Origin of the sequence: Paenibacillus dendritiformis (assembly GCF_015845845.1) — a bacterium.
Lineage (GTDB): Bacteria > Bacillota > Bacilli > Paenibacillales > Paenibacillaceae > Paenibacillus_B > Paenibacillus_B dendritiformis_C.
Map to the genome: position 1 here is coordinate 121,927 of NZ_LDIG01000274.1, position 14,607 is coordinate 136,533.

General features: G+C 57.7%; 12 protein-coding genes. 9 read left to right on the forward strand and 3 right to left on the reverse strand.

All coding sequences use genetic code 11. The features are described from left to right. Window positions 1-2: 2 nt before the first annotated feature. Both ABD76_RS27305 and ABD76_RS27310 read left to right on the forward strand, forming a co-directional pair. Entirely contained in the window at window positions 3-248 is a 246-nt protein-coding gene (locus ABD76_RS27305; RefSeq protein ID WP_197260048.1) for a hypothetical protein, read from the forward strand. 205 nt (window positions 249-453) lie between these two features. Beyond that, a complete protein-coding gene (locus tag ABD76_RS27310) occupies window positions 454-1,878 on the forward strand; it encodes an MFS transporter (RefSeq protein ID WP_197260049.1) in 1,425 nt (474 codons plus the stop codon). Between the two features lie 45 nt (window positions 1,879-1,923). Here the strand turns inward: ABD76_RS27310 and ABD76_RS27315 are convergent, their stop codons facing one another. Then, window positions 1,924-2,802 carry a LysR family transcriptional regulator gene (locus tag ABD76_RS27315; RefSeq protein ID WP_197260050.1) on the reverse strand — a complete coding sequence of 293 codons (879 nt, stop codon included), beginning with the start codon at window positions 2,800-2,802 and terminating at the stop codon, window positions 1,924-1,926. A gap of 140 nt (window positions 2,803-2,942) precedes the next feature. On the opposite strand from ABD76_RS27315, the gene ABD76_RS27320 reads away from it, so the two are divergent. Continuing rightward, complete coding sequence (locus ABD76_RS27320) at window positions 2,943-4,112, forward strand: 2-methylaconitate cis-trans isomerase PrpF family protein (RefSeq protein WP_197260051.1); 1,170 nt, start codon at window positions 2,943-2,945, stop codon at window positions 4,110-4,112. Window positions 4,113-4,191: 79 nt separating this feature from the next. On the opposite strand, the gene hemQ is transcribed toward ABD76_RS27320, so the two are convergent. Then, window positions 4,192-4,944, reverse strand: a complete 753-nt coding sequence (gene hemQ, locus ABD76_RS27325; protein WP_197260052.1) for a hydrogen peroxide-dependent heme synthase — start codon at window positions 4,942-4,944, stop codon at window positions 4,192-4,194. A gap of 249 nt (window positions 4,945-5,193) precedes the next feature. Here hemQ and ABD76_RS27330 point away from each other — a divergent pair, with 249 nt between their 5' ends. The 3 genes from ABD76_RS27330 (at window position 5,194) to ABD76_RS31125 (ending at window position 9,693) form a co-directional block, all read left to right on the forward strand. After that, complete coding sequence (locus ABD76_RS27330; protein ID WP_197260076.1) at window positions 5,194-5,487, forward strand: YuiB family protein; 294 nt, start codon at window positions 5,194-5,196, stop codon at window positions 5,485-5,487. Window positions 5,488-6,556: 1,069 nt separating this feature from the next. Then, on the forward strand, window positions 6,557-7,132 hold the full coding sequence (locus tag ABD76_RS31120; protein ID WP_197260053.1) for a carbohydrate-binding protein: 576 nt from the start codon (window positions 6,557-6,559) through the stop codon (window positions 7,130-7,132). A 44-nt stretch (window positions 7,133-7,176) separates the two neighbouring features. Continuing rightward, window positions 7,177-9,693, forward strand: a complete 2,517-nt coding sequence (locus tag ABD76_RS31125; RefSeq protein WP_420901979.1) for a chitinase — start codon at window positions 7,177-7,179, stop codon at window positions 9,691-9,693. A 231-nt stretch (window positions 9,694-9,924) separates the two neighbouring features. On the opposite strand, the gene ABD76_RS27350 is transcribed toward ABD76_RS31125, so the two are convergent. Next, window positions 9,925-10,119 (reverse strand): hypothetical protein, encoded by a 195-nt coding sequence (locus tag ABD76_RS27350; protein ID WP_197260054.1) that lies wholly within the window; start codon window positions 10,117-10,119, stop codon window positions 9,925-9,927. A gap of 69 nt (window positions 10,120-10,188) precedes the next feature. On the opposite strand from ABD76_RS27350, the gene abc-f reads away from it, so the two are divergent. From abc-f to dnaI, 3 genes are all read left to right on the forward strand, one after another. Beyond that, the gene (abc-f, locus tag ABD76_RS27355) at window positions 10,189-11,913 is read left to right on the forward strand and encodes a ribosomal protection-like ABC-F family protein (RefSeq protein ID WP_197260055.1); all 1,725 of its coding nucleotides are present in this window, start codon (window positions 10,189-10,191) and stop codon (window positions 11,911-11,913) included. 161 nt (window positions 11,914-12,074) lie between these two features. Further along, window positions 12,075-13,586 carry a replication initiation and membrane attachment family protein gene (locus tag ABD76_RS27360; protein ID WP_197260056.1) on the forward strand — a complete coding sequence of 504 codons (1,512 nt, stop codon included), beginning with the start codon at window positions 12,075-12,077 and terminating at the stop codon, window positions 13,584-13,586. A 68-nt stretch (window positions 13,587-13,654) separates the two neighbouring features. Further along, a complete protein-coding gene (gene dnaI, locus ABD76_RS27365; RefSeq protein WP_197260057.1) occupies window positions 13,655-14,602 on the forward strand; it encodes a primosomal protein DnaI in 948 nt (315 codons plus the stop codon). Window positions 14,603-14,607 lie beyond the last annotated feature (5 nt).

Sequence of the window (14,607 nt, forward strand, 5' to 3'; positions counted from 1 at the left end):
CCATGCGTCATTGCAGCGTGCAGGTGCGCGGGCTGCTGACCCGTCCCGAATTGGATCGCTACAACGCCTTGATGGAGGTTGGGTCGTATCTGGAACAGCAGAACCGCCACGATCTGGCCTATACGGTTCAAAAAGAAGTCGATCTGCTCATTCAACCGGCGATCGAACGCTTGAAGGAAAAAGGCCGCATGCGGGATCGCATGACGGCGGAATATTTGGCTTCTTTGCAGGATGAAGAAGAAGATTGATTCAAGATGGGCACACCGTCGCCGCAGCTCGATGCGGCGGCGTTTTTTTTGACCAGACATAAATATTTTTGATTGATACTGATACAAAACAACTATTTTTTTGATGTCAATGGTCCGTGCTATAGTGTAACCAATCAGCTGATGCCCATGAGCTCATCCTTATCTGTTCCATGAGGCGGAAATCCAATTCGGAGGTGGAAGCGGTTTGCGTATCACATCAAATGAAAGCGGTGCCAATAGCTTGGCGGGCCGTCTGGATCGGCTGCCTGTCAGCTCGATTCATCGCAAGACGTTAGTGACGCTGGCCATCATTTATTTTTTTGAATATGCGGATTTGAATACGTTTTCTTTCGTTGCCCCGGTATTGAAAAAGGAGTGGGGGATGTCGGTCACCGAGATTGGCTGGATTACATCCAGCTCTTTTCTCGGGATGTTCATCGGTTCGGTATTTGGCGGATGGTTCGCGGATCGATGCGGAAGAAAGCGGGCCATTATGATGATGACCTTATTTTTTTCCGTCTTCTCTATGCTGACGGCTGTGGCCTGGAACCCGGTCATCCTGGGAATCTTTCGCTTCTTGACCGGGATGGGAGTGGCCGCGGCCCTGATCAATTCGAGCACGTATATAAGCGAGTTTTTCCCTTCGGCTTCCCGGGGCAAATTTCAGGGTATCGCACTCGTCGTCGGGTTGCTGGGCATACCGGTTACCGGCTGGGTGTCAACCCTGCTTATCGGGTTGGGACCCTTCGGCTGGAAATTCGTCTTCATCTGGGGCGGGATGGGTATCGTCGGCGTCTGGTTTCTGCGCCGGCTTCATGAGATTCCGCGCTGGCATGCCGCCCGGGGAGACACGGCAAAAGCGGAGGCGATCGTCCGGCAGGTGGAAGAGGAGGTGCGACGCGAGAAAGGAGAGCTTCCTCCGGTTCCCGCGCCTGCCTGCCGGCCGCAAGCTCCTGGGGCAGCCAACGGCTACCGCGAATTGTTCAAGGGAAAATACCGCAGCCGGACGCTCATTCTTGCGATGGCCTGGATTTTCCAGACGCTCGGTTTCTACGGATTCGGCTCCTGGGTTCCGACGCTGCTCGTTCAGAACGGGATTATGCTCGATAAATCGCTGCTCTACAGCACATTGATTACGATCGGGGCCCCGCTTGGAGCTTTGCTGGGCGCGATGATCTCCGATCGCTATGAACGGAAGTGGAATTTGGTCGCATCATCGCTCTTTATCGCGATTTCCGTATTCTTTTACGGCTTGACCGTCAATCCGCTGTTCCTGATCGCGTTCGGCTTTCTCGTGAACCTGATCGAGCGAACCTATTCCTCTAATTTATACACGTATACATCTGAAATGTATCCGACATCGATTCGCGGGTCGGGCTATGGACTCACGTACGGGTTGGGGCGATTCTCCAATGTGCTCGGGCCGATGCTGATTAGCTTGCTGCTGCTCGAGTTCGGAAGCTTCAGCGTATTCGCCTTCATCTCGCTATGCTGGATCGGTTCGGCGCTTGCGTTGAGCTTCGGTCCCGCCACCAACGGGCGCAGCCTGGATGAAATCGAGAACGGCGAGGAGGAGAGCAGTCCGTTCGAGCGGGCCCGGGCGGTCACGGCGATCGCGAAAAACGATTGAGCAGGAAGCGAAGAGAAGATAGGGAGAGGCCGGGAAGGTTTCGCTCTATCTTCTTTTTGGCGTTTCCAAGTCTCTGTTTTTCATAAAATCCACGAATTCCTTAATAAGCGTCAAGTTAAGCGACTCCTTCCGGTAAATCATCCACGATTTCCGCTTCCATGGCTCGCCGTGCTTTGAGGTCAAATGAATTTTGTATAAATCCTCCTGACCGCCGAGCACGATGGTCGGCAATATGGCATATCCGAGCCCGTTCAACACCATTTCTTTGCCGGTCTCCATCTTGTCCACCTCCATTGCGATGTTCGGAGGCAGCGAATACCGCTCCTTCCACCAGAGGTCGATCGTATTTTGGAGGGAAGGCTCCGTTTTATAATTGATTCGCGGGAGGCTGGGCAGGTCCTGAAGATGAATTTCGTGCTTGGAGACGATGCAAATGTTCTCCTCCATCATTAAATGCTTTCCGTCCGGCCAGTCATAATCGCCCCGAATCATGCCGATATGGACATGCTGGCTGTAGACGGAATGAACGAGATTCGAGCTCCAGTCCGTCATGACCCTCACTTCCACGTCCGGGTACTGCTCCAGAAATTGCTTCAGAATTGAGGGGAGAATATAAGTCGCAATATTGCTGGCTACGCCCAAGCGAAGGATTCCCGTGACCTTATTATCCATATTGCGCAGAAATTCTTTCGTCTGGCGAAGCTGCAGGCGCATGTCTTTGGCGTATTTGACGAGATGCTCTCCCTGAGGCGTAAATTGAATGCCTCTTCTTCCCCGGTTGACGATTTTGACGCCGAATTCCTTTTCGAGCTGCTGTATCCGGTACGTTAGCGCCGGCTGAGAAATATAGAGCTTCTCCGCGGCCTTGGTAATATTTTGCTTATGGTGCAGCGTCTCTAAAATGATCCAATCTTTATCCTCCATCCTATCCCCTCGCTTCAGGTATCGAAAAAAATTATCGAAAACAATAAAAGTTCGATATTTCATTTATTGTAAATACAGTAATACACTGAAATTAAAAAGTCAATGAATCGACTGCAGCGACAGACAAGGAGTGAGGGGTAATGTATGGCTTCGGACAAGTGGTCGGCATACCGGCGGTACTGATGCGGGGAGGGACAAGCAAAGGGCTCATATTGCGGACATGCGATCTTCCGTCAGATCGCGGGCTGCGGGATCAGATCATTTTGCGCATGTTCGGCAGTCCGGACAGCAATCAGATCGACGGACTGGGAGGGGGGAGCAGCCTGACCAGCAAGCTGGCTCTGGTCGGTCCCCCATCCATTCCGGAGGCGCATATCGATTACACCTTCGGCCAAGTCAGCCTTGACAAGAACATCATCGATTATAAAGTCACTTGCGGCAATCTGACGGCGGCGGTCGGGCTGTATGCCGCGGAAGAAGGTTACGTCGCCTTGACCGAACCGATCACGGAAGTGAAGATATACAATACCAATATCGATAAAATGATTATTGCCGAAATTCCGGTGGAGAACGGGGCCATCCAATATGAAGGGCAGTTTTCGATCGCCGGCGTTCCGGGCGAATCGTCCAAGATTATGCTGAATTTCCCCGATGCGGGCGGCACGTTTACGCGCAAAACGCTGCCGACCGGGAATGCCGTCGATACGGTGCAGGTGAGCGGCGGGCGCCGGATAGAGATTAGTATCGTCGACTGCGTCAACACGATTGTCTTTGTCGACGCGCGGGATGTCGGGCTTGCGGGCACGGAGCTTCGGGCGGCCATCAACGGCAATGCGGCGCTGCTGGACACGCTGGAGCAGATTCGCGTCGCGGGCGGCAGACTCGCCGGGCTGATCCGGCCGGACGAACCGGTCGGGCCGGGAACTCACTCCCTCCCCAAGATCGTCATCGTCGCGGAGCCGGCCGATTACGTGACGTCGGCCCATGAGATGATCCGGGCGGCAGACATCGATATTTTATCGCGCTATATTTCGATGGGAGGCCTTCATAAGGCGCATGCCGTCGGCGGAGCGCTGGCGCTTGCGGCCGCCTGCCAAATCCCGGGGACGATCCCTAACCGGTTGGCGGCCTCCTCCGGTTCGGCCGTACGCATCGGCCACCCGTCAGGCACGATGTATGCGGAAGCCGCCGTCGCCCGGACCGCTTCTTCGGATTGGCTTGTCACGCGGGCGGCATGCGGCCGAACCGCCCGCAGATTAATGGCCGGCGACGCCTATATTCCGGCCGCCGTGCTGGCATCCGCCAACTGAGCGGCTCATGGAAACCGCAAAAAAACCGGGAAGCCCCTGCGGCTTCCCGGTCTGCGTTTTCGTTCCCGGCCATATCACGCTACACTTTCAGCATCTCGTTCAGCTTCTCCGGCGTAAGCAGATTGCCGACGTAGAAGGAGCCGAACTCGCCGAAGCGGGCGCTCACTTCATCGAAGCGCATCTCGTAGACCAGCTTCTTGAATTGGAGCGCGTCGTCGCTGAACAGCGTGACGCCCCATTCCCAGTCGTCCAGGCCGACGGAGCCGGTAATGATCTGCTTCACCTTGCCGGCATAGCTGCGGCCGATCATGCCGTGGCTTCGCATCATGGCGCGGCGATCGTCCATCGACAGCATGTACCAGTTGTCGGAGAGATCGCGCTTCTTGTTCATCGGATAGAAGCAGATATGCTTGCTCTTCGGCAGCGTCGGCTTCAGGCGGGCCGCCACCTCCGGATTATCCATCGGATTCCCGGTCGCCCCCGGCTTAGCCATATAGTTGCTGAGCTCGACAATACTCACGTACGAATACGTCGGAATCGTATATTGTGCGAAGGAGGTTTTGTTGAAGGCATGCTCCATCGCGTTCAATTCTTCCAAGGTCTCGCGCAGATGGAATTGGACGAGATCGGCCTTCTGCCCGACGATGCTGTATACGGCGGTGCTTCCCCGCTTCTCTTCTTCGGCCTGGGTCCAATCGGACCAGAGCGATTGCAGCTCATCCAGCGCATGCGCCCGCTCTTCGTCATCCGCCTTGTTCCACTTCGTCCAGTCGATTAAGCGAAAATCATGGAGCGCATACCAGCCTTCCAATGTTAATGCGGCTTCATTCATGTCGTGAACCTCCAATGCTTTATTATATGAAGATGTCTTCATCATCGAACATGCACAAGGCCATTGTAGCTTATCTGCCGGCCCAGGGGCAACTTGGAGGTGATAAATGTCACTGAATGTTCGTTGATTTTTGGCTTCTGTGCCAGTACACTAATACTAATCAAGGCAAATTAGTGAATTTTGGATATGCGGCAGGCCGTCGGAGTATCCATGGGGAGATACGTTACAGGGGGATGATGATAAGACATGATGGGATGGATAATGGTCATCATTTTGATGATGCTGTTCTTCGTCATGATGTTCGGCATCGGGTTTATTTTGAACATGCTGATGAAGACGACCTGGTTCCCAATCGGATTTTATATCGTTATTGTGCTGCCGGCGACCATTTGGATGCTGTGGAAGAGCGAGCTGTCCTTTATCGGCAACATCGGAAGCTACGGCCTTGTCGATTATTTGACGGCATTGGCGGGACTGGCCGGAGCCTTCGTCAGCGGCAAGACGATCGACGTGCTTCGCAAGAGCGGATACAAAATGTTTTGATAAGCTGTGCTGGGCGTGGAACGGGGTTCCGCGCCTTTTTGGATCGCCCAAGCGCGCAGAGCACGCCATTCCGGCCCGAAGCGTGGGGGGCGGCTGAGGCTAAAATGGCAGAAATCCTGCCAAAGCGCCACGGATACCGTCGGATGAGTCACGAATCCTAACAATCCTGCAAAAGCGCAGGAATTTTGGAGTTTAGAGGGAAATTTCACGAAATTCCTGCAAAAGTGCTGCAGCTTTGCAGGATTTTCTGCTTCGAACATCCGCCTCGATCAGAATCCTGCATATTTGCAGCATTTTCATAGTACCGCAATAACAGAAAGCTTCCCCTCCCAGCGCGGGAGGCAGCTAAACAACAAGCGCAATCCGCCGAAAGAAGCAGGAACGTTTCTCTAAGCGTACGGATTCTCTCTTAAAGTAGCTATCTCGAAGCTGCCATCTTCAGAACGGTTATCTCCAAACTAGCTGTCCCCCAAAGCTGCAATCTTCAGAGCGGCTATCTCCAAACTAGCTGTCCCCCAAAGCTGTAAACTTCAGAGCAGTTATCTCTAAACTAGCTGTCCCCAAAGCTGTAAACTTCAGAGCGGTTATCTCCAAACTAGCTGTCTCCAGAGCTGTAATCCTCAAAACCGTTACCTCCTAAATCTAAAATGCAGCCAACTCCAAAGCGCCTTATTTCAATTGAAGTAAACTCCAGGACGGTTATCTCTAAAGCGGCAACCTTTCAAGCAGTTATCTCTCATGCAGTAATTTCTAATGCCGAATTCTTTCATGTTGTTATCTTTTTAAAGTTATTTCATCAACGTTTTTCTCCCCCAATAATCGTTCCTCTCCAGCGCCATTACCCCGAATATAGAATAGTATCCCTGTGTGTAGATATTTATCCTTGTAGCCAGCCTGCCAGGGTGTTTTATTGGAATGTATAGAGCTCCTGGGAATATTTTGCTCGGCGGGAACTGAAGCTGCAGCGGCCAGGAGGGAACGAAGTCGGAGGTGATGCGGCGAAGGTAGAGAGAGTGGCCTTCCCGGAGGCTTAATTCATGTTGATAAGAAAAAGGAGGAATCTAATGAAATGAGGGCAGCGAACCGCAAAGCACTGGTTAGTCTCTTCGTGATCGCCTTGCTCTGTTCCGTCTTCCCCGCAAGCGTATTTGCGGCCCCGGCCTGGGCGCCGAATACCGCTTACCGGGCCGGCGATGTCGTCACCTACGGCGGCGCCGACTACAAATGCATCCAGCCGCACACTTCGCTGAACGGATGGGAGCCGCCGAACGCGTCGGCGCTGTGGACGCCGCATGCAGGCACCGGACCGGACCCGGAGCCAGAGCCGGATACCGAGCCGCCGGCAGCGCCGGCGAATCTGGCCGCCACGGGCTTCACGGCCACGTCCGTCTCGCTGAGCTGGAACGCAGCAAGCGATAATGTCGGCGTCACCGGCTACGAGGTGTACCGGAACGGAGCGCTCGCGGGAACAACCGCGCTCACGTCCCATACCGTGAAGGGGCTGACGCCGGACACGACGTATTCGTTCACCGTGAAGGCGAAGGATGCGGCGGGCAATGCATCCGATCCGAGCGCGGCCGTGACCGTCACGACCGCGCCGGCCGGGCCGGGCCGGGCCCGAATCCGATTCCCGGCAAGCTGCTGATCGGCTACTGGCATAACTTCGACAACGGATCGACCGCTCTGAAGCTGCGCGACGTATCGCCGCAGTATGACGTCATTCATGTCGCCTTCGCCGAGACGGCCGGAGGAGACCGCTCGACCTTGAGCTTCACGCCGTACAACGCCACGGTGGAGGAATTCCGTGCGGATGTCGCTTATTTGCACAGCCAGGGGAAGAAGGTGCTGATCTCCATCGGCGGGCAGAATGGCTCGGTTGAGCTTCACAGCAACCAGGACGTCCAAAATTTCGTGAACTCATTGGAAAACATCATCCGAACCTATGGCTTTGACGGACTGGACATCGATTTGGAGGGCGGCTCCGTCTCGCTGGGCGCGGGTGATACCGATTACCGCCATCCGACGACGCCGAAAATCGTCAACCTCATTGCCGCGGTCCGGCAGCTCAGCGATCGCGTAGGCCCGGACTTCATGCTGACGATGGCGCCGGAGATCGCCTACGTCCAGGGCGGCATCGTCGCCTACGCCGGTCCATGGGGCGCTTATCTGCCCGTCATTCACGGGCTGCGCGACAAGCTGGATTTCATTCATGTCCAGCATTATAACGCCGGCGGCAACGAGGCGCTGGACGGCCGCGTCTATACGCAGGGGACGGCCGACTTCCAGGTAGCCATGGCGGAAATGCTGCTGCGGGGCTTCCCGATCGGGCGCAACCCGAACAATCTGTTCCAGCCGCTGCGGGAAGATCAGGTCGCGATTGGACTGCCGGCCGTGCCTAGCGCCGCGCCGTCGGGCGGCTACACCTCGGGGGCGGATATCGCGAAGGCGCTCCGCTATATCGTGAAGGGGACCTCCTACGGCGGTGCGTATAAGCTGCAGCAAACCGGGGGCTATCCGAACTTCCGCGGCGTGATGACCTGGTCGGTCAATTGGGACGCGACGAGCGGCTACGCCTTTGCCAATCAGGTCCGGTCGGCCTTCAACGGATTAAGCAGCGCCTCCGGCATCGCCGCTGGCCCGGAAGAGGCGGTCCGCATCCTCTCGGCGCCGCCAGCCGAAGCGCTGTCAGCCGATGCACCGCCGTCAGCCGTTGCCGAAGCGTCTTCGGCTGCTGGCGGAGCCCTTGCCGCGGCAGCCGCATGGGCTCCGGGGGTAAGCTACGCCGCCGACGATCTCGTCTCGCATCAAGGGAAGATATACCGCTGCCGGCAGCCGCATACGTCGTTGGCGGGCTGGGAGCCGCCTAACGTCCCGGCGCTGTGGAGCTACGTCAGCGAGGGAGAAGCCCCGGAGGATAACGAACCTCCCGGCGCTCCCGCCGATCTGCGGCTGATCGGCAAGACGGCGACCAGCGTGTCGCTCGCCTGGAGCCCGGCGTCGGACAATATCGGGGTGACCGGATACGAGGTGTACCGGGATCGGACATTGGCCGCGACGACGAGCCGCACAAGCGCGAGCGTGATTGGATTGGCGCCGGAGACGACGTATTCCTTCACGGTAAAGGCGAAGGATGCGGCCGGCAATGTATCCCCGCCCAGCGCCGACTTGAGCGTCAAGACCCCCGCTGCCGGCGGACCGGCTCCGTTGCCCGGCAAAGTATTGGTCGGCTACTGGCATAACTTCGTGAACGGAGCGGGCTTCCTTCCGCTGCGGGAGGTTTCGGACAATTTCGATGGCATCCATGTCGCATTTGCCGAACCGGCGGACAACAGCGGCAAGATCGAATTCACGCCTTACCAATATGCCGATGCCGACTTCAAGGAAGACGTTGCTTACTTGCAGAGTCTGGGCAAAAAAGTGACCCTCTCGATCGGCGGCCAGAACGGCCACGTCGAATTGACGACTCCCGCCGCCCGCGACCGGTTCGTGCAATCGGTGATCTCGATTATCGAGAAGTACGGCTTCGACGGATTGGACATTGATTTCGAAGGGCAATCGCTGTATTTGAACCAGGGGGACACGGATCTCGATCGCCCGACGACACCGGCGGTTGTCCATCTGATCGAGGCGCTGCGAACCATTCATGATCATTTCGGATCGGAGTTCCTGCTGACGATGGCGCCGGAGACCTTTTTCGTCCAGGTCGGGTATACGAATTACGGCGCCGGGCAATGGGGCGGCGATCGGCGCGCCGGGGCGTATCTGCCCGTCATTCACGCCTTGCGCGACATCATCGCTTGGGTACAGGTGCAGCATTACAATTCCGGACCGGTGACCGGTCTCGACGATCGGTTCTATTCGATGGGCAGCGCCGATTTCCATGTGGCGATGGCCGACATGCTGGTGACGGGCTTCCCGCTCGCCAAAGATCCGAACCGAGTCTTCCCGGGGCTGCGCCCGGACCAGGTCGTCATCGGCCTGCCGGCCGCCAGCCAGGCGGGCAATGGCTATACGCCCCCCGCAGAAGTGCATAAGGCGCTTGATTATCTCATCAAAGGCCGCTCGTTCGGGGGAAGCTATACACTGCGAAATCCGTCCGGTTATCCCGAGCTGCGCGGCTTGATGACGTGGTCGATCAATTGGGACCGCTTTAATCAATTCGGCTTCTCCAATCCGCATCGCGCTTATTTGGACCCGTTGAAATAATCGTCCTTCGACAGGGAAAGGGCCGGGGTGGAGGGGACTTTTGACAGAAGGCGGCCGCATCGCATAAAATAATAATATGTCTGCCGCAGCGAGACGGGCGGGCCAACATTCGAAGGAAAGGGCAAGGTATACCGCCGATGAGCAATTAATCCGAACTGAAGCGAATCATTTTGACCATATCGATTTCAAAATGTACGTTCAGAGAGGATAGATCTGCCTGCTGGCGGATTGTCACCGGCTGTGTCTTGACCGAAATTCAAGGATATCATTGCTGCTGCGCGCATCGGCCCAGTAAGCCCCTGCGCGGGACAGCGCGGCGGGCTGGCTGTCCAGCGGCGCAGGCGCTGCGACATGCAGGCGGCTTCGGCCGCTTGCGAAGGGACGCTGCCTTTGGGCATGCGCCGTTTTGCGGTTTGCCGGCATCATGACCGGCGTCGGGCATCCTTGAGCGTTGCCGTATCATCTATCCTCTCTGGAATCCAGGGAGGTTTTTTTATGAATCAAATTAGACATTCGGAAGGAAGGCCATTGTCCCCTGCCGGCAAGCTTATATTGGAGGCGAGCGGCCTGGCCGCCGAGGCCGGAGACCGCCGCCTGTTCACGATTCCGGAGACGCTGCGCGTCTATTCCGGCGAACGGATCGGATTGATCGGGGCGAACGGCGCCGGCAAGACGACGCTGATCCGGATGTTGGCCGGGCTGCTGGAGCCCGCGCAAGGCAGCGTCCGGCGGATGGCGTCCTGCGCCTTCGTGCCCCAACTCGACGATACCCGGGAAGAGGCCTCGGCCGAGGCGACGCTTAGCGGCGGAGAGCGGACGAGACGGCGGCTGGAACAGGCGCTGCAGGGCGGCGCCGAGCTGCTGCTGCTCGACGAGCCGACCAGCCATCTCGATATGGAGCAGACGAAGCGGATGGAAGAGCGGCTGCTCGATTTCTCCCGGACCGGCACGCTGCTGCTCATCTCCCATGACCGTACGCTCCTGAACCGGGTGTGCACGAAAATATGGGAGATGGAGAACGGAACCCTCCATATTTACCCCGGGGGCTATGACGATTACCGCGTAAAGAAGGAGCGGCTGCGCACGGAGCGCCAGCGCGAGTATGACCAGTACATCGCGGAGCGGGACCGGCTGCAAGAGATGATCGTCCAGACGAGGATCCATGCGCAGAGCGTCGGTACCCCGCGGCCGCGCAAAGGATTGACCAGCAAGGAGATTCGCTCTGCCCGGCCTCATTTCAACCGCAAGCAAGGGAAAATGGATAAGCGGGTCAAGGCGATGGAAACGCGGCTCGAGAAGCTGCCGCAGGTGGAGCGCCCGTTCGAGCTTCCGCCTGTCGCCTTCGATGCGGAGTGCCACCGGCCGCTCCGAAGCAAGACCGCGATTGAGGTGAAGGAACTGCGGCTGTGCGCCGGGGAGCGGGAACTGGTGTCGGAGGGCAGCTTCCGCATCCGTCCGCAGATGAAGGTGGCCTTGCTCGGGCCGAACGGATCGGGCAAGACGACGCTGCTGCGGCTGCTGAAGCAGAGGAGCGAAGCGCCGGACGGGGGACCGGAAGAGGGAGCTTCTTCCGCGGTGATCCGGTTCGCGCCGAACGCGCGTGTCGCCTATTTCGATCAGAAGCTGTACTCGCTTGACCTGGAGGAAAGCGCCTTGGCGAACGTGCAGAAGTCGAGCGCCTACGACCAGACCGCCATTCGCACGGCGCTGGCCCGGCTGCGGCTGCGCCGGGACGAGGCGCTGAAGCCGGTCTGGCAGCTAAGCGGCGGAGAGAAGGTCAAGACGCAGCTTGTCAAGCTGTTCCTGAGCGAAGCCAACGTGCTGCTGCTGGATGAGCCGACGAATTACCTCGATATCGAGGCGCGGGAGGAACTGGAGCGGGTGCTGGCCGCCTATCCGGGGACGCTTCTGTTCGCGACCCATGACCGGATGCTGCTGGAACGGACGGCGACGCATGTCCTCCGCTTCAGCAATCAATCGCTGGAGCTGCTGCCGATCGAGGCGCTGCATGCTGACAAGGCGCCGCCGCAAGACTCACAGCCCGATGGCCCTGCCCGGGAGGAAGCGGCCTGGACGGAAGAGCAGCGGATGAAGGTCGAATTGGAATGGTCCGAGCTGCTGTCCAGGCTCTCCCAGCCGCTTCGCCTTGACGAGGCGGAGAAGGAGCGGCTGGAGCGGCGATATGCCGAACTGATCGAGCTGCGCCGGGCGATGCGATGAAAGGGACATCCGAACCGGCTGCCGCTGCTTCGGCGGCCGGACCGGACTTGTGCATGGGGCGTTCGCCATAGCCGATCACCGGATTTTTCCCCGGACGGCTCGTCTCCAAGTATGTTACAATAGGTGAACGTGACGTGCACGGATGAAAAGGAGAGAGTGTCATGCGAATGTCCAACATGCATCATTTTACAGAGCACCATCGGTATGTGACTTACCGGGAATTCAGCCTCAGCGAATTGGATCGGAAGATGCTGTCCCACGTCTATCAGCCGATGGTCGGAGCATTCGCGATTGGGTTATATCATTTATTGTATCAGCATGCCCCTGCGGACCGCGTCGGCTATTCGGGCGTAGATGCGCAGCGCCGCCTGTTCCTGCTGCTCGGTCTTGAGCCGAGCGAGAAGGGGCGGACCTACTTCGTCGAACAGACCTCGAAGCTCGAGGCGGTCGGATTGCTGCAAACGTCGCGGATGCTGCTTCCGGACATGGAGGAGTATATGTACGAGTACGAGCTTCAGCCTCCGCTGTCGCCTCATGAATTTTTCCGGACTCAGCATCTGACCCTGCTGCTGCGCGACTTCGTCGGCAAGTACGCCGTGCTCAATCTGAGGGAACAATTCAGTACCGGCGAGCCGTTCGATGCGACGGTGAAGGAGGCGGAGCGCGAAAATATTTCGATTCCGTTCTATGAACTGTTCCGCCTGAATACGCAGGTGATTGACGTCGAGCTGGAGCAGGCGCTGGATGAAGTGGCGCCGAGCCGTGCGTCCGTCCGCCCTTCGGCGGTCACCGAGGAAGCGGAGGCGCCGGCCTTGAACTATGCCGACATTATTATCCGCTTCCCGAAGCAGTCGGTGAACCGCAGCTTTGTCGAACGGCTGCGCTATGACCGGGAAGGGCTCGGCGTCATCAATTATGTCGTCCGCAAGTTCGGGCTCACGCTGCAGGAGACGGTCCGGCTTCTCGATGAAGACGGCATTTTTGCGGAAGACGGCCGCATCGTCATCGATGAGCTGCAGCACCGGGCGCATCTGCATTTCCGGCAGAACAAGCGCCGCGGGGAATGGCAGGAGCGGGAGCAGCAGCGCATCGGCCATCTCGCGGAGGAAGCCGCGGCCCCCCAAGAGGAAGTCGCGGTCGAGATGGAGTTCTATGTCGACGTGCCGCCGCAATTCAGCGGCAAATGCGATATTCACCAATACAACATGATGCTTCGCAACACGCCGTACACCCAACTGCTGGAGCGGTTTTTCCCGGGGGCGGTGCCGGACTCATTTTTGGATATGTTCACCAAGATGGATATTAATTATAAGCTGCCGGATGAAGTCATTAACGTACTCATTCATTATTTGATGACCATGCTCGCGCAGGGGGCCGAGCAGCGGTTGAACCGCAACTTCGTCGAGGCGATTGTGTCCAATATGCTGGTGAAGCAGGTCGGCACCTACGAGCAAGCGGTAATGTATATCCGCCAGCAGGCGCAGATGCAGGAGGCGGGCGCGGCCCGTTCAGGCGGGAAGGCCGCTTCGCAGCGGACGCGCAGCCGCTACGGGAAAACGGCGAAGCCGGCGATTCCGATTGTTAGCCGCTCGCAGGAAGCGCCATCGTCGCTGTCCCAGGAGGAGATCGATGCCGCACGGGCGCTCGCCCGCAGATTGGACGGACAAGCCTAGGCCGGCAGGCGTGCTTGCAGGCTTTTGCACGATGAATATCGAAGACAGAAGATAAGGAGGGCTCCCGCATGGAATCGATAGGCGAACTGTTGAAGCAGCTGCCGCTTGGCAGCCGGCGCGCGCAAGCGGAGCAGAAGATGGCCGAGCTGATGAACCATCCGCTCGTCGCCGAATTCCGCAGCTCTCATCCCGAGCTGGACGAGCGCAGCCTTCGCATGAATATGAATAAATTGTACCAATACGTGAAGGAGGCGGGACATTGCAGCCAATGCCCGGGCCTGGAGCAGTGCCCGAACGATTTCCACGGACATTACACCCGGCTGAGCGCCGAGACGGTCAACGGCCAGGCGTTCATCTATGACCGCAAGGTCCCGTGCCAGAAGTGGCTTGCGCATGAGCGCCAGCAGTCGATCCATAACCGCGTCCGTTCCTTTTATGTGGATGAGACGGCCCTCAAGCAGGGATATTCTGCCCGGGAGATGCTGGAGATCGATATGGAGCGGGTGCCCGCGGTCAAAAAGGTGATGGAATATGTGATGCAGGCGAAGGAATCCGGGCTGACCCCGCACGGCTTATATCTGGTCGGACCGTTCGGGACCGGGAAGACCTTCCTGATGAGCTATGTGCTGTACGAGCTGGCCCGCGCCGGTTATACCGGGGTCATCGTCTACATGCCGGAATTCGTCGAGGAGCTCAAGTCGATGTTCCAGGAGCCGCAGAAGCTGCGGGAAACGATCGAGCTGATGAAGGAGACCGATCTGCTCGTCTTTGACGATATCGGAGCGGAGAATATGTCGGCCTGGGTCCGGGATCATGTGCTTGGCTCGATCTTGAACTACCGAATGAACCGGAAGCCGACCTTCTATACGTCGAATTATGACACCAACTCGCTGCTGAAGCATTTCAGCTACACGCGCGACGGGGAAGATATTTATAAGGCCGAGCGCCTCATGGACCGGATTAAGCCGTTTGCGGACATTGTCCATGTGAATGGACGCAACAAACGGGGAATGTAAGACAC

Bases quoted from the DNA above. Each gene is read 5' to 3' on its own strand.
- ABD76_RS27305 (WP_197260048.1), top strand. From the start codon at position 3: ATGCGTCATTGCAGCGTGCAGGTGCGCGGGCTGCTGACCCGTCCCGAA.
- ABD76_RS27315 (WP_197260050.1), bottom strand. From the start codon at position 2,802: ATGGAGGATAAAGATTGGATCATTTTAGAGACGCTGCACCATAAGCAA.
- ABD76_RS27320 (WP_197260051.1), top strand. From the start codon at position 2,943: ATGTATGGCTTCGGACAAGTGGTCGGCATACCGGCGGTACTGATGCGG.
- hemQ (WP_197260052.1), bottom strand. From the start codon at position 4,944: ATGAATGAAGCCGCATTAACATTGGAAGGCTGGTATGCGCTCCATGAT.
- ABD76_RS27330 (WP_197260076.1), top strand. From the start codon at position 5,194: ATGGGATGGATAATGGTCATCATTTTGATGATGCTGTTCTTCGTCATG.
- ABD76_RS31120 (WP_197260053.1), top strand. From the start codon at position 6,557: ATGAGGGCAGCGAACCGCAAAGCACTGGTTAGTCTCTTCGTGATCGCC.
- ABD76_RS27350 (WP_197260054.1), bottom strand. From the start codon at position 10,119: ATGATGCCGGCAAACCGCAAAACGGCGCATGCCCAAAGGCAGCGTCCC.
- abc-f (WP_197260055.1), top strand. From the start codon at position 10,189: ATGAATCAAATTAGACATTCGGAAGGAAGGCCATTGTCCCCTGCCGGC.
- ABD76_RS27360 (WP_197260056.1), top strand. From the start codon at position 12,075: ATGCGAATGTCCAACATGCATCATTTTACAGAGCACCATCGGTATGTG.
- dnaI (WP_197260057.1), top strand. From the start codon at position 13,655: ATGGAATCGATAGGCGAACTGTTGAAGCAGCTGCCGCTTGGCAGCCGG.